This window comes from Streptomyces griseiscabiei, from assembly GCF_020010925.1.
Classification (GTDB): domain Bacteria; phylum Actinomycetota; class Actinomycetes; order Streptomycetales; family Streptomycetaceae; genus Streptomyces; species Streptomyces griseiscabiei.
In genome coordinates, this window is the sequence record NZ_JAGJBZ010000001.1 from 2,909,072 (window position 1) to 2,928,705 (window position 19,634).

Sequence of the window (19,634 nt, forward strand, 5' to 3'; positions counted from 1 at the left end):
GCGATACGCCGTATACGTACGGTCGGAATATGTCCGGACCGGAGAACGCATCGGAGAACGGACCGGAGAACCGATCGCGGGACGGTCAGAAGGACGGGACGACGGAGCCGTTGCTCCACTTGTCCTCGATGAACTTCCTGACCTCGTCCGAGGTGAGGAGCTTGGCGAGCTTCTCGACGCGCGGGTCGTCCTCGTTGCCCTCCTTGACGGCGAGGAAGTTGCCGTTCGGGTTGTCCTCGGCGGGCTCGACGGCGAGGGCGTCGTCGGCGGGCGAGAGGTCGGCCTCCAGGGCGTAGTTGCCGTTGATCACCGCGGCGTCGACGTCGTCGAGGGAGCGCGGGGTCTGGGCCGCCTCCAACTCCTTGAACGTGAGCTTCTTCGGGTTCCCGGTGATGTCGGCGGGGGTCGCGTCGGTGCCGACGCCGTCCTTGAGCGTGATGATCCCGGCGGAGTCGAGGAGCTTGAGGGCGCGCGCCTCGTTGACGGTGTCGTTCGGGACGGCGACGGTCGCGCCGGTCCTGAGGTCGTCCTTGCTCTTGACCTTGTTCGAGTAGAGGCCGAGCGGCTCCAGGTGCACGGTGACGACGGGCACGATGTGGGTGCCCCGCTGCTTGTTGAAGTCGTCGAGGTACGGCTGGTTCTGGAAGTAGTTGGCGTCCACGGAGCCGTCCTCGGTCGCCGTGTTCGGCAGGACGTAGTCGGTGAACTCCTTGACCTCCAGGTCGAGGCCCGCCTTCTCCGCCAGGTTGTCCTTGACGAAGTTCAGGATCTCGGCGTGCGGGGTGGGGCTGGCGGCGACGACCAGCGGGCCGCTCGTGTCGGACGCGCTGTCGGCCTTGTCCGCGCCGCACGCGGTGAGCCCGAGGGTGAGGGCTCCGGCGGCGAGGACGGCGGTGGTGAGCTTGGCGGTGTTACGCACGAAAAGTGCCTTTCCTTTTGGGTGGAGCGATCCCGTCTTGGGTGGGACGGGACATCTGTGAGCGTGCGGGGACCCGGGTGTCAGGCCTTGGCGGCCCGGCCGACGCGCCGGTGCAGGACACGGGCTGCTTGGTCGCCGGCGAACTGGATGGCGGAGATGACGACCGCGAGCACCGCCACGGTGATCCACATCAGTTCGGTCTCGAAACGCTGGTAGCCGTACCGGATGGCGATGTCGCCGAGGCCGCCCGCGCCGACGGTGCCGGCCATGGCCGAGTAGCCGATGAGGGCGACGACGGTGGTGGTGGCGGAGGAGATCAGCGAGGGCAGGGACTCGGGCACGAGGACCCTGCGGACGACCGTCCAGGTGTTGCCGCCCATGGCCTGCACGGCCTCGACGAGCCCGTGGTCCACTTCGCGGACGGACGTCTCGACGAGACGGGCGAAGAACGGGATCGCGCCGATGGCGAGCGGCACGATGGCGGCCTCACGGCCGATGGTCGAGCCGGTGACCCAGCGGGTGAAGCCCATCAGCGCGACCATCAGGATGATGAACGGCATCGAGCGGGCGATGTTCACGATCTGCCCGATGATCTTGTTGGCGAGGACGTTCTGCAGCAGGCCGCCCCGGTCGGTGAGGACGAGCAGGATGCCGAGCGGGAGTCCGCCGACGATCGCGATGAGGGTGGACCAGCCGACCATGTAGAGCGTGTCCCAACACGCCTGCTCCAGCAGCGGCCGCATCTCGGACCAGGTCACTTGGCACCTTCCTTCACCGGCGCGGACGTGGCGGCGGACGTCCGGGCGTCCCGGCCGACCACGTCGATCTGGAGGCCCTGTTCGCGCAGGAACCCGACGGGGACCACGTTGTCCTCGTAGCGGCCGGGCAGTTCGATGCGCATCCGGCCGATCTGGAGGCCGCCGACGGTGTCGATGGCGGCGCCGAGGATCGAGATGTCGATGTTGTACGTACGGGACAGCTGGGAGATGACCGGCTGGGTGGCGGTCTCGCCCTGGAAGGTGACGTCGAGGACCGTGCGGTCGTCACCGGTGGCCTCGCCGCCGACGGGGAAGAGTGCGGCGGCCAGTTCGGAACCGGGGGTGGCGAGCAGTTCGCCGACCGTGCCGGACTCCACGATGCGGCCCCTGTCCATGAGGGCGGCCGAGTCGCAGACGGTCTTGACGACGTCCATCTCGTGCGTGATGAGCAGGACGGTCAGGCCCAGCTGCCGGTTCAGGTCGCGCAGCAGGTGGAGGATCGAGCGGGTGGTCTCCGGGTCGAGGGCGCTGGTGGCCTCGTCGGAGAGCAGCACCTCGGGGTCGCCGGCCAGGGCGCGGGCGATGCCGACGCGCTGCTTCTGGCCGCCGGAGAGCTGGGCCGGGTAGACCTTGGCCTTGTCGGCGAGACCGACGAGGTCGAGCAGGTCGAGGGCCTTGCGGGAGCGCTCCTTGCCGGACCTGCCGAGGATGTCGAGCGGCAGTTCGACGTTCTCCTGGACGGTGCGGGAGGAGAGCAGGTTGAAGTGCTGGAAGACCATGCCGATACGGCTGCGCGCCCGGCGGAGTTCGCGGCTCGCGCGGGGGCCGCGCCCGGCCAGGGCGGTGAGGTCCCGGCCGGCGACGGTCACGGTTCCGGAGGTGGGGCGTTCGAGGAGGTTGACGCAGCGGATCAGCGAGGACTTGCCGGCGCCGGACTGGCCGATCACGCCGTACACCTCGCCCTCGCGGACATGCAGATCGACGCCGTCGAGGGCGGTGACCTCGCGGCCTCGACCTCGGTCGGCCCGATAGATCTTCGTCAGGCCCGATGTGGTGATCACTGGATTTCCGTCACTGTCGAGTGCGCGGGCGTGGGTGTGCCCGGGCACGGGTGCAAGCGGTCAGGGACGCGACACGGTTCTCGCGGTGGCGATGGAACCGGGGGAGAACATGTGCGCGGGGCGGCTCGGTCCGTCGGACGGAGCGGCGTGCGGGGCCCTTTGTCAGGCTCTAGCAGGCGCACATTCGACACATACAACGAGCACCGGGCGTCATCGTCGCCTCGGTCGCAGGAGTGCGGTAGCTCGTCGTGGTCATGAGATCAGTAAAGCAGATGTATGGAGCAGGCGAGAGAGGGCTGTCCGTATAGCGGACGGGTCTGAGAGACATAACCGCAGGTGTGACGCGGTGGCGTCCACCCTGTGGGCACTTGCCGTTGTGGCCAAGGCCACCATGGGCGGACCTCCGGGCGGGGAGGTCCGGGGCCGGACGCGGCGGGGTTTTGGGCCGTAATAGGGTCGCGGCATGCTTGTAGCCCTGACGGTGACGACCGCCGTCGCCGCGCTTCTGCTCGCCGCCTGGTGCGGCTGGGCCGCGTATCGCGATCAGCCGACCAAGGACTGGCACTTCATCGGCATGGCCGTGGTGTCGGTGCTCGCCCTGGTGCAACTGGTCGTCGGCGTCGTGCAGTTGGCGCGCGGGGAGAAGCCGGAGCAGGGGACCACGATCTTCGTCTCCTATCTCCTCGGGGCCTTCGCCTGTGTTCCGGTGACCGGGTTCATGTCACTGGCGGAGCGCACCCGCTGGGGCAGCGTGACCGTCGCGGCGGGCGGCGTGGTGCTGGCCGTGCTGCAGGTACGGCTCTATGACATCTGGGGAGGCTGAGATGACGGCCACGGACGACCGCCTGCCGCAGGACGGGAAGCGGGCGCGGCTCATCAGCGGGCCGGGGATGCTGCTGGTGTGGCTGTACGGCGTGATGGTCGTCGGGGCCGTGTCGCGGTCCGCCGTGCAGATCTCGACCGAGTTCGAGCACGCGCCGCTCGCCTACTCGCTGTCCGCGCTGGCCGGGGTCGTGTACGGCTTCATCACGTACTCGCTGGTGCGGGGCGGGGAGTTCGCCCGGCGGGCCGCGCGGGTCTGCTGCGCGGTGGAGCTGGCGGGCGTGCTGATCGTGGGGACGTGGACGCTGGTGGAGCCGTCGGCGTTCCCGGACAAGACGGTGTGGTCGGACTACGGGATCGGGTATCTGTTCATTCCGGTGATCCTGCCGGTCACGGCGCTGTACTGGCTGCGCAAGGGTGCGCGGGCGCCCCGTTAGGGGCGCGGCACGCTTCCTCACGCGGTCGTCGCGTACGCCTCCGCCGGTTTCTCCAGCACGACCATCGGTACGCCGTCCTGGCCCTGGCTCGTGCCCACGGTCTCGTACCCCACCCGGCGGTACAACCGCAGGTTGCCCTCGCTGCGGTGGCCCGCGCTCAGCCGGAACCTGGTGGCGCCGTGCTGCTCGGCGAGGGCCGACTCGGCGGCGCGGAGGAGCCGGGCGCCGATGCCGTGGCCCTGGAGGCGCGGGTGGACGCAGAGCTTGCCGATGGCGGCGGCGCCGTCGTCGTCGAGGGCGCCGCGCACGGAGCCGACCACCTCGTCACCCAGCCGGGCCACGAACACGCAGTCCGAGGCGACCTCCGCACGGACGGAGTCGAGCCTCTGCACGAGCGGATCGATGCGGTAGTTGCCGTACAGTGCCGCCTCGCTCTGGAAGCACAGGTACTGCAGCCTGAAGATCTGCTCGGCGTCCTGCTCGGTCGCCACCGAGATGGTCACGCTCATGCCCATGTGTGCACGCCTCCCGCTCACCTGCTCACCCGATGTCCTTCACTCCTATCCCCGTGGTTCGCGTGCCGCAACCTCCGCGGTCAGCAATCGCCGAAGACATCCGAGACATCTGGAGCGTTCCGGACCGAGGCTGCCCTGTGAGATACCCAACTCGCCCGCGATCTCGCGGTAGGTGAGGTCCTGCGGGGAGAGCAGCGCGGCGAGGAGCCGGGGGCAGCGGCCGGGGAGCCGGCGTACGGCCGCGTACAGCGCGCGGCGGCGGGCTGCCGTGAGGGCCTGCTGCTCGGGGCCGGGCGCGCGGTCGTCGGCGGGTTCGGCGGCGTAGGGCTGTTCGAGGCGGGCCTTGCGGCGGCTGAGGCGGGCCTCGAAGCGGACGGCGCTGCGCAGCCAGCTCTCCGGGTCCTCGGGCGGGCCGTCGGCGTCGAGCCGTTCCAGCAGGCGCAGCCAGACCGCCTGTTCCAGGTCTCCCGCCTCGGCGCCGGCCGCGGAGGCCTCGGCCGACACCTCCGCGACCAGCAGGGGGCGGAGGCCGGTGAGCATGTCGTGTGTCATATGCCCCGGGACGCCGCCGCCCCGGCAGGGGTTGCCGGGGCGGACGGGAGTCACCCCAATCGGGGGACGGGGCTCAGCCGTTGACGGTCGGGGCCACCGGGCCGCCTCCGGAGCCCGAGGGCGGCCGTCAGTCGCCGACGAAGTCCGCGTGGGCCAGCAGACCGGTGTCCGGGTTGTCGGTGAAGATGCCGTCGATGCCGGTGTCGAAGTACACCTTGAACGCGCCGAAGGCGTCGCCGTAGGCGTTGGCGTCCGTGCCGCTGCGGAAGTTCGCGGGCAGGAAGGTGTTCTCGTTGCGCATCGTGTAGGGGTGCAGGATCAGGCCCTCGGCGTGCGCGTCGGCGACGAGCGTGGTCGGCGTGGTGAGGTTGCCGGCCGAGTCGCGCGGGATGATCAGGTCGAGCGTGGGGCCGATGCCGCCCGCGTACGAAGCGATCCAGGCGAGCCCGGCCGGCTTGACCAGGTCGGCGACGGTGCGCGGGTCGCCGGCCTCGACGAAGTCCCAGGGGCGGGTGGCGGCGCCGGAGAGCAGCACGACGAGGGGGCTGTCGACCAGACGGTTCAGCCGCTGGATGCTGCTCGGCTCGAAGGACTGCAGGAAGACGGGCGAGTTCTTCTTGTGCCGGTCGTACTTGCGCAGCAGCTTGGCGAGCGGCTCCTCCAGGCCGAGGCCCAGCTTGCGGAAGTAGGTGGGGTGCTTGGTCTCGACGTGCAGCCAGATCCGCCTGCCCCGCTTCCTGCCCTCCTTGTCGGCCCAGCGCAGGACCTCCTCGAAGGAGGGGATCTCCCAGCGGCCGTCGTAGAGGGTGTTCTCCTGGCGGTTGCCCGGGATGCGCTCCTTGGCGCGCAGGGTCTTCAGCTCGGCGAGGGTGAAGTCCTCGGTGAACCAGCCGGTGTAGGTGACCCCGTCGACGACCTTCGTGGCCTTGCGGCCCGCGAACTCGGGGTGCGCGGCGACGTCGGTCGTGCCGGTGATGTCGTTCTCGTGACGGCATACGAGATGGCCGTCCTTGGTGGGCACCAGGTCCTGCTCGATGACGTGCGCGCCCATGTCGAGGGCGAGCTGGTACGAGCCGAGCGTGTGCTCCGGGCGGTAGCCGCTGGCCCCGCGGTGGGCGATGATCGTCGGCACCGGCAGACTCCGGTACCCGCCGCGCGAGTGACCGGCCGTCTTCGCTTCCGCCTTCGCGCTCGTCCCCGCCTCGTCGGCCCGCGCCGTGGCCGGCAGCCCGAGGACCGCTCCGCCCGCGCCGAGCACCGCGGCACCGAGCAGCGCCCGCCGGCCCGATCCGCGTCCCTGCTCGTCCGAGTCCTGCGACTGCCGCGACTCCTGCGTCCCCATGAACGGCTCCTCCACCGTGATGCCCTGCACCTGTCAAAGCGGGACGATCGTAGGTGTCCTGAGGTGACTGCCGGGAGACCTGGGACCGAACACGCGGAAGACGCCTTATGTCGCACCGAAGGCAGAAGTTGACGGAGTATCGGTTCAGGGACGCGACATACGTCACATGTCACGCCCGGGTGACAACCCGCCACCTCTGCGTCACCGCAGGTAAAACAGCGTCAACAGTTGGTATCCACTCGGTGAACCCGATGTGCGCGGGCCTGTGAGCCGGGAGTATCGTCCTCACCTGCACAGACTTGTACCGGAACGCTTGACATGGGAGGGCCCGTTGTCCCGCTTCGTGCTCATCAAGGCAGTGCTCGGACCGATCATGCGCCTGATGTTCCGCCCCCGGGTGGAGGGTGCGGAGAACATTCCGGGGGACGGTCCGGTGATCCTCGCCGGCAACCATCTGACCTTCATCGACTCGATGGTCCTGCCGCTGGTCTGCGACCGGCAGGTCTTCTTCATCGGCAAGGACGAGTACGTCACCGGCAAGGGGTTCAAGGGCCGGCTGATGGCCTGGTTCTTCACCGGGGTCGGCATGATCCCCGTCGACCGCGACGGCGGCCGGGGCGGGGTCGCCGCGCTGATGACCGGGCGGTGGATCCTGGACGAGGGCAAGGTGTTCGGCATCTACCCCGAGGGGACCCGGTCGCCCGACGGCCGGCTGTACCGGGGGCGGACCGGGATCGCCCGGCTGACGCTGATGACCGGGGCGCCGGTGGTGCCGTTCGCGATGATCGGGACGGACAAGCTCCAGCCGGGTGGTGCGGGGTTGCCCCGGCCGGGGCGGGTCACGGTGCGGTTCGGCGAGGCGATGGAGTTCTCCCGGTACGAGGGGATGGACCGGGACCGCTATGTGCTGCGCGCGGTGACCGATTCCGTGATGGCCGAGGTCATGCGGTTGTCGGGGCAGGAGTACGTGGACATGTACGCGTCCAAGGCGAAAGAGGCGGCCTAGCTCCGCGGTGGCGCTCCGCTGGGGGTGCCGGGGACTTCGGTCGTTTGTCGGGTGCGGGTCGGTGGGGGCTGGTCGCGCAGTTCCCCGCGCCCCTGACCATGCTGGCCCTGAGCCGCGCTTTCCAGGCGCCGGCCGCGCAGCATGAACCAGGCCGCCACCGACGTGGCCAGCAGAACCACCGCACCCGCGATCGGTCGTTTGTCGGGTGCGCGTCGGCGGAGGCTTCTCGCGCCGTTCCCCGCGCCCCTGACCATGCTGGCCCTGAGCCGCGCATTCCAGACGCCGGCCGCGCAGCATGAACCAAGCCGCCACCGACATGGCCAGCAGAACCACCGCACCCGCGACCGCCGCGATCGGTCGTTCGTCGGGTGCGCGTCGGCGGAGGCTTCTCGCGCAGTTCCCCGCGCCCCTGACCATGCTGGCCCTGAGCCGCGCATTCCAGACGCCGGCCGCGCAGCATGAACCAAGCCGCCACCGACGTGGCCAGCAGAACCACCGCACCCGCGACCGCCGCGATCGGTCGTTCGTCGGGTGCAGGTCGGTGGAGGCTTCTCGCGCAGTTCCCCGCGCCCCTGACCATGCTGGCCCTGAGCCGCGCATTCCAGGCGCCGGCCGCGCAGCATGAACCAAGCCGCCACCGACGTGGCCAGCAGAACCACCGCACCCGCGACCGCCGCGATCGGTCGTTCGTCGGGTGCGGGGCGGTGAGGGCTTCTCGCGCAGTTCCCCCGCGCCCCTGGTCGCGCTGTCCTAAGCGGCGCTTTCCAGGCGCTGGCCGCGCAGCATGAACCAGGCCGCCACCGATGTGGCGAAGAGGACCGCCGCGCCCGCGCCCGCCGCGATCGTGAGGCCGTCCACGAAGGACTCCCGCGCGGAGGACAGCAGGGCCTGGGCCGTGTCCGACGGCATGCCTCCCGCCGCGTCGACCGCGCCGCCCAGTGATTCGTACGCGCCTTCCGGTGTGCCCGCCGGTGCCGTGAAGTCGCGGTACACGCCCGTCACGATCGAGCCGAGGACCGCGATGCCCAGGGCCGCGCCCAGTTCGTAGGCCGTCTCCGAGACCGCCGAGGCCGCGCCCGCCTGTTCCTTGGGGACGCTGGAGAGGATGACGTCGGCGGTGACGGTGAAGGAGAAGCCGGCGCCGATGCCGACGATCAGCAGGGCGGCGCCGATCAGGGGGTAGCCCGTGGACCGGTCGACGACGGTGAGCAGGGCGAGGGCCAGGCCGATGGCGGCCAGGCCGCCCGCGACCACGGAGCGGACGGAGAGACGGCGGGCGGCGGCTCCGGCGATCAGGCCCGCGACCACCGCGCCGATCGCCGCCGGGAGTTCCGCGAGACCCGCCTCCAACGGGCGCCTGTCCTGGACCAGTTGCAGGAACTGGGAGAGGAAGAAGACCAGCCCGGACAGGCCGAGGATGGTCAGCAGGTCGGCGAGGACGGCTCCGGAGAAGCCCCGGTTGCGGAAGAGCCGCATGTCCAGCAGCGGGTGCGGCAGGGTGAGCTGACGGCGTACGAAGAAGAACAGCCCGGCGATGCCGAAGAGGCCCGCGGCGAGCGCGTTGCCGTCGACGCCGTGGGTGGCGATCTCCTTCACCGCGTACACGACACCGATCATGCCGACCAGCGACAGGCCGACGCTGAGCATGTCCCAGGGGCCCGGGTTCGGGTGGCGGGACTCGGGGAGCAGCTTGATGCCGACGAGGACCAGGACGGCCATCACGGGCAGGTTGATGAGGAAGACCGAGCCCCACCAGAAGTGTTCGAGCAGGAAACCGCCGACGACCGGGCCGACCGCCGTACCGGCGGAGGCCGTGGCGCCCCAGATGCCGATGGCGAGGCTGCGTTCGCGCGGGTCGTGGAAGAGGTTGCGGATCAGGGCGAGGGTGGCGGGCATCAGGGTCGCGCCCGCGACACCGAGCAGGGCCCGCGCGACGATCATCATCTCGGGTGTCGTCGCGTACGCGTTGAGCACGGATATCGCGCCGAACGCCGTGGCGCCGATCAGCAGCAGCTTCTTGCGGCCGATGCGGTCGCCGAGGCTGCCGGCCGAGACGAGCAGGCCCGCGATGACGAACGAGTAGACGTCGCCGATCCACAGGAGCTGGGTGCCCGAGGGCTGGAGGTCCTCGCTGATGTAGGGGGTCGCGAGACCGAGGACGGTCGCGTCGACGGCCACCAGCAGCACGGCGAGCACGAGGACGGCGAGCGCGAGCCAGCGGCCCGGCCTCTTCTCCGCCTCCACGGTGCGGGCCGGCCGCAGGGTGCTGGTCATGATTCCTCTCTCGGTCGTACGGATACGGAGTGGTCGGGGTGTCCCGGCTGATCGGGGTGTGCCGGTCGTTCGGGGTGGCGCAGGGCGCCGCCGAGCAGCAGCTCGGTGATCATGAAGGTGAAGTCGTTCGGGGCCACACGGCCTTCCGAGACCGCCCAGGCGCCGGAGGCCAGCAGGCCGTACAGCGCCTCGGTGAGCCAGGCCGGGGTGAGGTCGATACGGAACTCGCCCGCCGCCTGGCCGCGTTTGAAGAGGGCCGCGACACCGGCGTCGATCCGGGCCCAGCCCTCGTGCTGCTCCTCGCCCTCGAACAGCTGGTTCTCGGTGTAGAGGAAGGCGAGGAGGCCCGCGGCCGGCTCGATCTCGCGCACCAGCCGCCGTACGGCGTCGCGCGCCGGGCCCTCGGCCGGGCGGGCCGCGGCCAGTGCGGCCTCGCACTCCTCGATGCCGAGCGCCTCCAGCGCCCGGACGAGCGCGTCACGCCCGGCGAAGTGGCGGTGCAGCGTGGCCCGGCTGATCCCGGCGGCCTTCGCGACCTCGTCCATCGTCGCGGTGGACTTACGGGTCAGCAGGGCGGCTGCGCTGCGCAGCACATGTTCACGATCGACGGCCATGAGACAACCATAGCCCATGTGAGACATTCATGTCTCATTACGAGCATGGACGTCTCATCACGGGCATGGATGTGTCAGGACTGGGAGGTCAGAGGGGTGCCTCCGGGCGGGTCAGTGCCAGGGGAGGCTGCCGCGCTTCTCCCAGTACGTGCGCGGGTCCTCGGCGAGGTCCGCCAGACGGGCCAGCTGGTCGTCGTCGAGGTCGACGACCGCCGCGTGCAGGTTGGAGGCGAGCTGGTTGACCGTGGCCGCACCGGAGAGGACGACGCCCGCCCACGGCTGTCGCAGGACGACCGCGAGGGCGACCGCGTCGCAGCCGAGGCCCGTCCGTTCGGCCACGGCCCTGAGCGCGTCCGGGGCGTGCGGGCCCGCGAGCCGGCCGTTGGCCATGCCCTCCTTGACGATCACGGTCAGACCGGCGTCGTGCGCCTCGGCGAGGGCGGGGGCGGCGGAGGTCTCCAGCGCGTTGTACGTCGACTGGACGGTACGGAAGAGGGGTTCGCCGTCGACGGTCACGGTGAGGGCGGTGCGGATGGCGTCCGCCTGGGCCGGGCCGCTGGTGGAGAAGCCGATGGTGACACCCTGGGCGGCGGCCTCCGCCAGCCTGGCGTGGAGTTCCTTGTCGGTGAGGGCCGGGCTGTCTGGGGTCACCGAGTGGATCTGGTAGAGATCGAGGCGGTCGCCGAGCAGGTCGGCGGTCTCGGCGCGCTGACGCTCGTACGTCGGGAGGGTGTGGTCCTTGACCTCGTGCTGCTCGGCGTCGGTGGTCCAGTCGGCGGTGTAGGTGTAGCCCCATTTGCTGCCGATGACCACGTCGTCGAGGCCGGGGCGGGCGGTGAGCCAGCCGGCGAGGAACTCCTCGGAGAGGCCGTAGGAGCGGGCCGCGTCGAAGTAGCGGACGCCCTGGGCGTAGGCGGCGTCGAGGAGTTCGTGGGTGCGGGTGCGCAGGGCCTCGACGGTGCGGGTCTCGCCGAGGTCGGTGTCGCGGTCGAGGGTGATGTAGCCGGGGCGGGCGACTGCGGCGAGGCCGAAACCGATGTGGCAGGTGGGGGTGGTGGCTGCGGCCAGTCGGGCGAAGGGCATCGCGGGCTCCGTTCGGTCGGATCCTTGGGGCTTCCGACCAACGTAACCCTCGATGACCTTCGTGGGGTGGGGTGGGGAGGGTGGGGCGGGGAGTTGTTCGCCCCCGCCGCCCCTACCCGTCCCATCCCCCAAGGGCTGCGCCCCTTCGGCCCCCATCTATTCGCGCTCCGCGCCGGGGTGGGTGGGTACGTGCGGGTTCGGTGGGGGCTGGTCGCGCAGTTCCCCGCGCCCCTTTCGGGGCGCTTCGGCTCAGCTCTTCTTTGCCGTTGCCCACGTGTGCTGGATCGCCACGTCCTTCTTGATGTCGGCCAGTTGGATCGCCACCGCGCTCGGGGCCGTGCCGCCTCGGCCGTTGCGGGAGGCGAGGGCGCCGGGGACGTTGAGGACCGTGCGGACCTCGGGGGTGAGGTGGGAGGAGATCTTGGCGAACTGGTCGTCCGTCAGGTCGTTCAATTCCTTGTTCTCGGCCTCGGCGGCCTTGACGCACTCACCGGCGACCTCGTGGGCGACGCGGAAGGGGACGCCCTGCTTGACGAGCCACTCGGCGACGTCGGTGGCGAGGGAGAAGCCGGCGGGGGCCAGTTCCTCCATGCGCTCGCGGTGGACGGTGAGGGTGGCCATCATGCCGGTGAAGGCGGGGAGCAGGATCTCCAGCTGGTCGATGGAGTCGAAGACCGGCTCCTTGTCCTCCTGGAGGTCGCGGTTGTAGGCCAGCGGGAGCGCCTTCAGCGTGGCCATCAGGCCCGTGAGGTTGCCGATCAGACGGCCGGACTTGCCGCGCGCCAGCTCCGCGATGTCCGGGTTCTTCTTCTGCGGCATGATCGACGAGCCCGTGGAGAACGCGTCGTGGAGGGTGACGAAGGAGAACTCCTTCGTGTTCCAGATGATGACCTCCTCGGCGATCCGGGAGAGGTTCACGCCGATCATCGCGGTGATGAAGGCGAACTCGGCGACGAAGTCACGGGAGGCCGTGCCGTCGATGGAGTTCGCCGAGCTGCCGTGCTCGAAGCCCAGGTCCTTCGCGACGGCCTCCGGGTCCAGGCCCAGGGAGGAGCCCGCGAGGGCGCCGGAGCCGTACGGGGAGACGGCCGTGCGCTCGTCCCACTGGCGCAGCCGCTCCGCGTCCCGGGACAGGGACTGGACGTGCGCGAGGACATGGTGGGCGAAGAGGACCGGCTGGGCGTGCTGGAGGTGGGTGCGGCCGGGCATCGCGACGTCGGGGTGGGCCTCGGCCAGGCCGATCAGCGCGTCCTGGAGGTCGGCGATCAGGCCGCCGACCGTGCGGGCGTGGTCGCGCAGGTACATCCGGAAGAGGGTGGCGACCTGGTCGTTGCGGGACCGGCCGGCGCGCAGCTTGCCGCCGAGGTCGGGGCCGAGGCGCTCCAGGAGACCGCGCTCCAGGGCGGTGTGCACGTCCTCGTCGGCGACCGTGCCGACGAACTCGCCCGAGGCCACGTCCGTTTCGAGCTGGTCGAGACCCGCGATCATCCGGGTCAGCTCGTCCTCGGTGAGCAGGCCCGCCTTGTGCAGCACGCGCGCGTGGGCGCGGGAGCCCGCGATGTCGTACGGGGCCAGCCGCCAGTCGAAGTGGACGGACGCGGACAGCTTCGCCAGGGCCTCGGCGGGACCGTCGGCGAAACGGGCGCCCCAGAGCCGTACGTCACCGCTGTTGCTGCTCACTCGCGTTGCTCCTAGAGAGGGTCGGTCGGCCTCACACCGTGTGCGCTGCCCTGCGTGATCTGCCATCTACGATCCGCCATGCATGATTATGCAGAACTCTGCATGAATCGTCAATCTGGGAGAACTTTGAGAGATGCGGAGAAAGGTTTGAACAAACGAAACCGCTTACCCGTAACTCTCCCCGAACGCAGGCGCCGCGTTTGTAAACGACGACCACACCCGACCCTAGTGAGGCATCCGCATGTCCAGGGCTCTTCCGAAGTACAACAAGCGTCGCGTAGGGATCATCGGCGGCGCCGCCGCTGTCGTGCTCTCCGGAGCGGTCATCGCGGGTTCCGCTCTTGCCGGTGAGGGTGCCGACAACGGCCAGGACGCGGCGGGGGCCGCCTCTCCCGGCACCATCTCCTGCCCGGCCGTCGAGGGCAGCCTGCCGGCGATCCCGGCGTCCGCGCAGGCCGAGGTCGACCGCAATCTCGCCCAGCTGCAGACCCAGATCCAGGAGGCCAACCAGCGCCTCATCGACACGGTCGGCCAGGGCGGCCCGAACTTCGTCCAGAACGCCATCCTCGGCCCGCTGGAGGACAAGCGCGTCGCCGCGCTGAACCGCATCGAGACCGCCATCGGCCGCGCCGCCGCCAAGCCCGAGGGCCTCGAAGCCCTCGCCCCCTGCCAGCTCAACCAGGGCGGCGCCGCGGGCGCCGGCCAGGAGACCGGGGCTGCCGCGGGCGGGGCCGCCGACGCGGGCGCGGGCGCCGACGCCGGGGACGCGGGCAACGCGGGTGCCCCGGGCACCATCTCCTGCCCGGCAGTCGAGGGCAGCCTGCCCGCGATCCCGGCCTCCGCGCAGGCCGAGGTCGACCGCAACCTGGCCCTCCTCGACACGCAGATCCAGGAGGCCAACCAGCGCCTCATCGACACCGTCGGCCAGGGCGGCGCCAACTTCGTCCAGAACGCCATCCTCGGCCCGCTGGAGGACAAGCGCGTCGCGACGCTGAACCGCATCGAGACCGCCATCGGCCGCGCCGCCGCCAAGCCCGAGGGCCTCGAAGCCCTCGCCCCCTGCGAGCTGAACGAGGGCGCCGCCGCCGGTGCCGGTGAGCAGGCGGACGCCGGTGCCGAGGCGGGCGCCGAGGCCGGTGCGGGCGAGGAAGCCGGCGCGGGCGCCGACGAGGGTGCCGCCGACGCGGGCAACGCCGGTGCCGCGGGCACCATCTCCTGCCCGGCCGTCGAGGGCAGCCTGCCCGCGATCCCGGCCTCCGCGCAGGCCGAGGTCGACCGCAACCTGGCCCTCCTCGACACGCAGATCCAGGAGGCCAACCAGCGCCTCATCGACACCGTCGGCCAGGGCGGCCCGAACTTCGTCGACAACGCCATCCTCGGCCCGCTGGAGGACAAGCGCGTCGCCGCGCTGAACCGCATCGAGACCGCCATCGGCCGCGCCGCCGCCAAGCCCGAGGGCCTCGAAGCCCTCGCCCCCTGCCAGCTCAACCAGTAGTCCACGGACTCGATCGGAGTGACCTCCTGCGCCCCCAGCGGGTGACAGGGGCCGTGGCCGCCCCGCGCGCCGGCCGGGGCGGCCATGGAAGACCTGGTTCCGGGTGGATCCCAGCGATGGGACCCACCCGGAATCCGTGTTTTCCGGGCCCGGCCCCCGGAGCCGGGCCAAATCCTTAGACAGACGAAGCGTTTCCGTCGATAATCGTTAGACATGGGAAAGACTTATGAGCGCATCGACGGCCGCCTGCGTACGTTCATCGAGGCCCAGCCCCTCTTCTTCACCGCGACCGCGCCGCTGTCCGGCGACGGCACGGTCAACCTCTCCCCCAAGGGCCTCAAGGGCTCGTTCGCGATCCTCGACGAACTGACCGTCGCCTACCTGGACTTCGCCGGGTCCAACGCGGAGACCATCGCGCATCTGCGCGAGAACGGCCGGATCACCCTGATGTGGTGCGCCTTCCAGGGCCCGCCGAACATCGTGCGGGTGCACGGCACCGGCGAGGCCGTCCTGCGCGACGACCCGCGGTTCGCGGGACTCCTGGCCCGCTTCCCCGACATCGACCCCACCGCCCACGGACTGCGCGCGATCGTCGTGGTCCACGCCCGGCGGATCCGCGACAGCTGCGGCTACTCCGTGCCGTTCATGGCGTACGAGGAGGACCGCGACCTGCACGGCCGGCGCTTCGCACGCGAGGACGACGACTCGCTCAGCGCCTACTTCGCCTCCAAGGAACACATCGCGACCAGCCTGGACGGACTGCCGGGACTCCCCCTGCCGCTGCCCCCCTCGGCCCTCTGACGGTGTCCGCCGAAGCGGGACGCGCGGCCGGCGTCGGGCATCGCACCCGGTACCACGCGTTCCGCAAGGCAGTTGTACACATCTTTGAACACGCGGCACTCCCAGCACGTACGTGTGGGCCAAGGGTCCAGCCCACCACGGAGGAACCGTGTCCACGATCGCCGGAGGTCGCGCCGCGCGCCGCCAGACGATGCGCCGCATCCGCCCTCGTCGTTCTCCCGCCGTCCCGCTGCTGATCGCCTTCTGGGCGGGCGCGGCCGCGGTGGTGTGGCTGTGGTGGGACAACACACCGTCCATCGCGGACCAGGGCAGCAAGATGGTCAACGCCGGGCGGATCACCGGTCTGCTCGGCGGGTACCTGATGGCCCTGGTGGTGCTCCAGATGGCCCGGGTGCCCGCGCTGGAGCGCCGGGTCGGCTCCGACCGGGTGGCCCGCTGGCACGCGATGACCGGCCGCTACACGCTCTGCCTGGTCGTCGCGCACGTCGTCCTCACGATGTACGGGTACGCCCTGCAGGCCGGTCTGACCCACACCGCGATCCTGCAGCAGACCATCGACTCCATCAACCAGCTGCCGGACATGGGCAAGGCCGCCATCGGCACCGGTCTGCTGGTGTTCATCGGGCTCATCTCGATCGGCCCGGTGCGCAAGCGGATCCCCTACGACCTCTGGTACCACACGCACCTGCTGACGTACGCGGCCACGTTCCTGACGTTCTGGCACCAGATCACCACCGGCAACGAGTTCGCCGCCACACCGGCCGCGAAGACCGCCTGGTACGGGCTGTACGGGGCGGTGACCGCGCTGGTGGTCTGGTACCGGATCATCTGCCCGATCAAGCTGAACATGAAGCACCGGCTGCGGGTCGAGGCGGTCATCGAGGAGTCGCCCGGCATCGTCTCCGTGCTGATGAGCGGGCGCAAGCTGCACCGGATGGGCGCGGAGGCCGGGCAGTTCTTCCGCTGGCGGTTCCTCGCGCCGGGCATGCGGTTCAGCTCACACCCGTACTCGCTCTCGGCGGCGCCCCGCCCCAACATGCTGCGCATCACGGTCAAGGCGATCGGTGACCACAGCTCGGCCCTGCGCGATCTGGAGCCCGGCGTCCGGGTCTGGGCCGAGGGCCCGTACGGGGCGCTCACGGCCGGCAAGCGCAGCCGGGGCAAGGTGCTGCTGGTGGCCGGCGGGGTGGGCATCACCCCGATGAGAGCCCTGTTCGAGACGCTGCCCGGCGCGGCCGGCGACCTGACCCTGCTCTACCGGGCCAACACCACCCAGGACCTGGCGCTGTGGGACGAGCTCGCGCAGATCGCCGAGGAGCGCGGGGCGCGGCTGATGTACGCGGTGAACAGCCCGGAGGGCGAGCGCCCGGACATCTCGCCCGACTCCCTGCGCCGCAAGATCCCGGACATCGAGAGCCACGACGTCTTCCTGTGCGGGCCGCCCGGATTCTCCCAGGGTGTGTTCGAGGCGCTGCGCGGCGCGGGCGTACCGACCCGCCGTATCCACCACGAGTCGTTCGAGATGTGAGCGACGGGACCGCACCGCGCCGGTCCCACCCGACCGGGACTCCGGGCCCACCGGAACCCCGGGTCCACCCGCACGACCGTCCCAGCCGCAGGTCCCCGCGACCTCCCACCCCGACTTCTGGCCATGGGATTCCCACGGGTTCGCCCCCGGGAACTCCCCCGCGAGACTTCACACTTCAGGAGCTGAAGGAGCGATGAAGAAGAGCCACCCCATCCGGCGGACCCTGCTCGCCACCGCCGCCACCGTGTCCGGCATCGTGCTGTTGCTGTCGCTGAAGCCGGCCTCGGACGCCGGTTCGGTACAGGCCGGAGCGGCCGGGGGCGCGCCTTCGGCACAGGGCGGGGTGGCGGCCGGGGCGCAGACCCTGACGGGTACCGCCGTCGAGACCGAGTACGGCCCGGTGCAGGTCCGGATCACCGTCGACGGCGGCAAGATCACCGGCGCCGAGGCCGTCCAGCAGCCCAGCGGCGGCCGGTCCACCCAGATCAGCGGCACCGCCATCCCCCAGCTCAACCAGGCGGCCGTGGCGGCGGGCAGCGCCGAGATCGACGCGGTCTCGGGCGCGACCTACACCAGCGCCGGCTACAAGGAGTCCCTCCAGTCCGCCCTGGACCAGGCCGGCAGCGGCCAGGGCGGCGGCGCGCAGGTGCTCACGGGTACGACCGTGCAGACCGACTACGGGCCGGTGCAGGTCCGGATCACGGTCGCCGGCGGCAAGATCACCGGCGCGGAGGCCGTCCAGGCGCCGAGCGGCGGCCGGTCCACCCAGGTCACCGCCGACTCGGTGCCCAAGCTCAACCAGGCGGCCGTGGCGGCGGGCAGCGCCGAGATCGACGCCGTGTCGGGCGCGACCTACACCAGCGCCGGCTACAAGGAGTCCCTCCAGTCCGCCCTGGACCAGGCCGGCAGCGGCCAGGGCACGGGCACCGAGGTCGAGGCGGGCGGCTCGCAGGACGCGGGCGGCGGCGCCGAGGACGGCGGGGACGCGGCGGGCTCCGGGGCCGGGCAGGCGACGGGCACCCAGGTGCTGACCGGCTCCGCCATCCAGACCGACTACGGGCCGGTCCAGGTCCGTGTGACGGTCACCGACGGCAAGGTCACCAATGCCGAGGCCCTGCAGCAGCCCAGCGGTGGCCGGTCCACCCAGATCAGCGGTACCGCCATCCCCCAGCTCAACAAGAACGCCGTCTCGGCAGGGAGCGCTGACATCGATGCTGTCTCGGGCGCCACTTACACCAGCGGTGGCTACAAGCAGTCCCTCCAGTCCGCCCTGGACCAGGCCGGCTGATCCGGTGGCCGAACCCGCCGGGGCCGCCGCGCCCGCCCAGCTGCGGCACGTCGAGGAGGTCATGGGCACCGTCTTCTCGTTCGACGTGCGGGGAGGCGAGCCCGAAGTGGTCAGGGCCGCGCTCGCGGAGGCGGTGGCCGGGCTCCACACCGTGGACGAGGTGTTCAGCACCTACCGCGAGAACAGCCAGATCTCCCGGCTCGACCGGGGTGAGGTGACGATCGAGGAGTGCGGTCCCGAGGTCGGTGAGGTACTCCGGCTGTGCGCCGAGGCCGAGCGGTCGAGCCACGGCTGGTTCAGCGCGACGTACGAGGGCCGCTTCGACCCGACGGGACTGGTGAAGGGGTGGGCCACCGAGCGGGCGGCCCAGCGGCTGGTCGAGGCGGGCGCGGTCGGGGTGAGCGTCAACGGCGGCGGTGACGTGCAGCTGTGCGGTGTGCCCGGCCCCGAGCGGCCGTGGCGGGTCGGGGTGGCCGATCCCCTGCGGCCCGGGGGGCTGGCGGCCGTCGTCACGGCGGCCGGTGCGGACCGGCTCGCCGTCGCCACGTCGGGGACGGCGGAGCGGGGCGCCCATATCGTCGACCCGCGCACCCGAAAGTCCGCCGTGACGGACCTGGTCTCGGTGACGGTCGTGGCCCCCAGCCTCACCTGGGCCGACTGCTGGGCCACCGCCGCCTTCGCCATGGGCTCCCGCGAGGGCCTGGCCTGGCTGGAGTCCCTGGACGACGCCGAGGCCCTGCTGATCACGGCGGGCGACGAGGTCCGTTGCACGGGAGGGTTGGCGGCGCGGCTGGGCTGAGCGGGCCGCCGACCGGCGAAAGGCGGGCGCGGCCCGTCCTTTTCAGGGGCGCGGGGAACGGCGCGGCCGGCCACGGCGGACCCGCGGCCGGCCTCCCCGCGAAACGCACTCCTTCAGTGGCCGTTGCCGTTCTGGGCCAGCCGCAGCAGATGGTCCGCCAGCGCCTGCCCGCCCACCGGATCCCGGCTGATCAGCAGCAGCGTGTCGTCGCCCGCGATCGTCCCCAGGATGTCGTGCAGTTCTGCCTGGTCGATGGCCGAGGCGAGGAACTGGGCCGCGCCCGGCGGGGTCCGGAGCACCACCAGGTTCGCCGAGGCCTCCGCGGAGATCAGCAGCTCCGCGGAGAGCCGCCGCATCCGCTCCTCCTTCGCCGACTCCCCCAGCGGCGCCCGGGGGGTCCGGAAACCCCCCTCGCTCGGCACCGCGTAGATCAGGTCGCCGTCGGTGTTGCGGATCTTCACCGCGTTCAGCTCGTCCAGGTCCCGGCTGAGCGTCGCCTGGGTGACGCTCAGGCCGTCGTCGGACAGCAGCTTCGCCAACTGGCTCTGCGAGCGCACCGGTTGCCGGTTGAGGATGTCCACGATCCGCCGGTGGCGTGCGGTGCGGGTCTGCGGTACGGCGGGCCCCGCCTGGTCGTGCTCCTGCGCCTGGCTCATCGTC

18 protein-coding genes and 1 pseudogene are annotated in these 19,634 nt (G+C 71.2%); 8 read left to right on the top strand and 11 right to left on the bottom strand.

Going from position 1 to position 19,634, the window contains the following annotated elements; translation table 11 throughout:
- Positions 1-85 precede the first annotated feature (85 nt).
- The 3 genes from J8M51_RS12615 to J8M51_RS12625 form a co-directional block, all read right to left on the bottom strand.
- A complete protein-coding gene (locus tag J8M51_RS12615; RefSeq protein ID WP_086759733.1) occupies positions 86-919 on the bottom strand; it encodes a MetQ/NlpA family ABC transporter substrate-binding protein in 834 nt (277 codons plus the stop codon).
- Positions 920-999: 80 nt separating this feature from the next.
- A complete protein-coding gene (locus J8M51_RS12620) occupies positions 1,000-1,677 on the bottom strand; it encodes a methionine ABC transporter permease (protein ID WP_086759735.1) in 678 nt (225 codons plus the stop codon).
- Positions 1,674-2,738, bottom strand: coding sequence for a methionine ABC transporter ATP-binding protein (locus tag J8M51_RS12625; protein ID WP_086759737.1), 1,065 nt, complete (start codon positions 2,736-2,738; stop codon positions 1,674-1,676). Before J8M51_RS12625 ends, J8M51_RS12620 begins: the two co-directional genes overlap by 4 nt.
- Before the next feature lie 463 nt (positions 2,739-3,201).
- Between J8M51_RS12625 and J8M51_RS12630 the strand changes: the two genes are divergently transcribed.
- Together J8M51_RS12630 and J8M51_RS12635 are read left to right on the top strand one after the other, a co-directional pair.
- Complete coding sequence (locus J8M51_RS12630) at positions 3,202-3,561, top strand: hypothetical protein (RefSeq protein WP_086759739.1); 360 nt, start codon at positions 3,202-3,204, stop codon at positions 3,559-3,561.
- 1 nt (position 3,562) lies between these two features.
- Positions 3,563-3,997: a hypothetical protein gene (locus tag J8M51_RS12635; RefSeq protein ID WP_086759741.1), complete on the top strand. Its 435-nt coding sequence runs from the start codon at positions 3,563-3,565 to the stop codon at positions 3,995-3,997.
- A gap of 17 nt (positions 3,998-4,014) precedes the next feature.
- On the opposite strand, the gene J8M51_RS12640 is transcribed toward J8M51_RS12635, so the two are convergent.
- The 3 genes from J8M51_RS12640 to J8M51_RS12650 all read right to left on the bottom strand — a co-directional run bounded on the left by J8M51_RS12640 (position 4,015) and on the right by J8M51_RS12650 (position 6,406).
- Positions 4,015-4,512, bottom strand: a complete 498-nt coding sequence (locus J8M51_RS12640; protein ID WP_086759743.1) for a GNAT family N-acetyltransferase — start codon at positions 4,510-4,512, stop codon at positions 4,015-4,017.
- Between the two features lie 45 nt (positions 4,513-4,557).
- Entirely contained in the window at positions 4,558-5,064 is a 507-nt protein-coding gene (locus J8M51_RS12645; RefSeq protein WP_216588968.1) for an RNA polymerase sigma factor, read from the bottom strand.
- Positions 5,065-5,191: 127 nt separating this feature from the next.
- Positions 5,192-6,406 (bottom strand): glycerophosphodiester phosphodiesterase, encoded by a 1,215-nt coding sequence (locus J8M51_RS12650; protein ID WP_179203546.1) that lies wholly within the window; start codon positions 6,404-6,406, stop codon positions 5,192-5,194.
- A gap of 331 nt (positions 6,407-6,737) precedes the next feature.
- On the opposite strand from J8M51_RS12650, the gene J8M51_RS12655 reads away from it, so the two are divergent.
- The gene (locus J8M51_RS12655; RefSeq protein ID WP_086764504.1) at positions 6,738-7,412 is read left to right on the top strand and encodes a lysophospholipid acyltransferase family protein; all 675 of its coding nucleotides are present in this window, start codon (positions 6,738-6,740) and stop codon (positions 7,410-7,412) included.
- A 750-nt stretch (positions 7,413-8,162) separates the two neighbouring features.
- On the opposite strand, the gene J8M51_RS12660 is transcribed toward J8M51_RS12655, so the two are convergent.
- From J8M51_RS12660 to argH, 4 genes are all read right to left on the bottom strand, one after another.
- Complete coding sequence (locus tag J8M51_RS12660; protein ID WP_086758891.1) at positions 8,163-9,686, bottom strand: MFS transporter; 1,524 nt, start codon at positions 9,684-9,686, stop codon at positions 8,163-8,165.
- A complete protein-coding gene (locus J8M51_RS12665) occupies positions 9,683-10,300 on the bottom strand; it encodes a TetR/AcrR family transcriptional regulator (protein WP_179203253.1) in 618 nt (205 codons plus the stop codon). Before J8M51_RS12665 ends, J8M51_RS12660 begins: the two co-directional genes overlap by 4 nt.
- Before the next feature lie 111 nt (positions 10,301-10,411).
- On the bottom strand, positions 10,412-11,383 hold the full coding sequence (locus J8M51_RS12670; protein ID WP_216588964.1) for an aldo/keto reductase: 972 nt from the start codon (positions 11,381-11,383) through the stop codon (positions 10,412-10,414).
- 249 nt (positions 11,384-11,632) lie between these two features.
- Positions 11,633-13,063, bottom strand: coding sequence for an argininosuccinate lyase (gene argH / locus J8M51_RS12675; RefSeq protein WP_086761973.1), 1,431 nt, complete (start codon positions 13,061-13,063; stop codon positions 11,633-11,635).
- A gap of 241 nt (positions 13,064-13,304) precedes the next feature.
- Between argH and J8M51_RS12680 the strand changes: the two are divergent.
- The 5 genes and pseudogenes from J8M51_RS12680 to J8M51_RS12700 form a co-directional block, all read left to right on the top strand.
- Positions 13,305-14,138: pseudogene (locus tag J8M51_RS12680) on the top strand (hypothetical protein); the annotation flags it as partial.
- A 633-nt stretch (positions 14,139-14,771) separates the two neighbouring features.
- Positions 14,772-15,359: a pyridoxamine 5'-phosphate oxidase family protein gene (locus tag J8M51_RS12685; protein ID WP_086757756.1), complete on the top strand. Its 588-nt coding sequence runs from the start codon at positions 14,772-14,774 to the stop codon at positions 15,357-15,359.
- 190 nt (positions 15,360-15,549) lie between these two features.
- A complete protein-coding gene (locus tag J8M51_RS12690; RefSeq protein WP_086757758.1) occupies positions 15,550-16,887 on the top strand; it encodes a ferredoxin reductase family protein in 1,338 nt (445 codons plus the stop codon).
- Between the two features lie 193 nt (positions 16,888-17,080).
- Positions 17,081-18,175 (top strand): FMN-binding protein, encoded by a 1,095-nt coding sequence (locus tag J8M51_RS12695; RefSeq protein ID WP_086757754.1) that lies wholly within the window; start codon positions 17,081-17,083, stop codon positions 18,173-18,175.
- Between the two features lie 4 nt (positions 18,176-18,179).
- Positions 18,180-18,974: an FAD:protein FMN transferase gene (locus tag J8M51_RS12700; RefSeq protein ID WP_086757752.1), complete on the top strand. Its 795-nt coding sequence runs from the start codon at positions 18,180-18,182 to the stop codon at positions 18,972-18,974.
- Positions 18,975-19,087: 113 nt separating this feature from the next.
- Here J8M51_RS12700 and J8M51_RS12705 read toward each other — a convergent pair whose 3' ends face one another.
- Entirely contained in the window at positions 19,088-19,630 is a 543-nt protein-coding gene (locus tag J8M51_RS12705; protein WP_184896243.1) for an arginine repressor, read from the bottom strand.
- Between the last annotated feature and the right edge of the window lie 4 nt (positions 19,631-19,634).

Excerpts from the sequence above, each read along its gene's own strand:
- J8M51_RS12690 (WP_086757758.1), top strand. The coding sequence starts at position 15,550 with ATGCGCCGCATCCGCCCTCGTCGTTCTCCCGCCGTCCCGCTGCTGATC.
- J8M51_RS12705 (WP_184896243.1), bottom strand. The coding sequence starts at position 19,630 with ATGAGCCAGGCGCAGGAGCACGACCAGGCGGGGCCCGCCGTACCGCAG.
- J8M51_RS12630 (WP_086759739.1), top strand. The coding sequence starts at position 3,202 with ATGCTTGTAGCCCTGACGGTGACGACCGCCGTCGCCGCGCTTCTGCTC.
- J8M51_RS12650 (WP_179203546.1), bottom strand. The coding sequence starts at position 6,406 with ATGGGGACGCAGGAGTCGCGGCAGTCGCAGGACTCGGACGAGCAGGGA.
- J8M51_RS12695 (WP_086757754.1), top strand. The coding sequence starts at position 17,081 with ATGAAGAAGAGCCACCCCATCCGGCGGACCCTGCTCGCCACCGCCGCC.
- J8M51_RS12665 (WP_179203253.1), bottom strand. The coding sequence starts at position 10,300 with ATGGCCGTCGATCGTGAACATGTGCTGCGCAGCGCAGCCGCCCTGCTG.
- J8M51_RS12635 (WP_086759741.1), top strand. The coding sequence starts at position 3,563 with ATGACGGCCACGGACGACCGCCTGCCGCAGGACGGGAAGCGGGCGCGG.
- J8M51_RS12640 (WP_086759743.1), bottom strand. The coding sequence starts at position 4,512 with ATGGGCATGAGCGTGACCATCTCGGTGGCGACCGAGCAGGACGCCGAG.
- J8M51_RS12645 (WP_216588968.1), bottom strand. The coding sequence starts at position 5,064 with ATGACACACGACATGCTCACCGGCCTCCGCCCCCTGCTGGTCGCGGAG.
- J8M51_RS12685 (WP_086757756.1), top strand. The coding sequence starts at position 14,772 with ATGGGAAAGACTTATGAGCGCATCGACGGCCGCCTGCGTACGTTCATC.
- J8M51_RS12660 (WP_086758891.1), bottom strand. The coding sequence starts at position 9,686 with ATGACCAGCACCCTGCGGCCGGCCCGCACCGTGGAGGCGGAGAAGAGG.
- J8M51_RS12670 (WP_216588964.1), bottom strand. The coding sequence starts at position 11,383 with ATGCCCTTCGCCCGACTGGCCGCAGCCACCACCCCCACCTGCCACATC.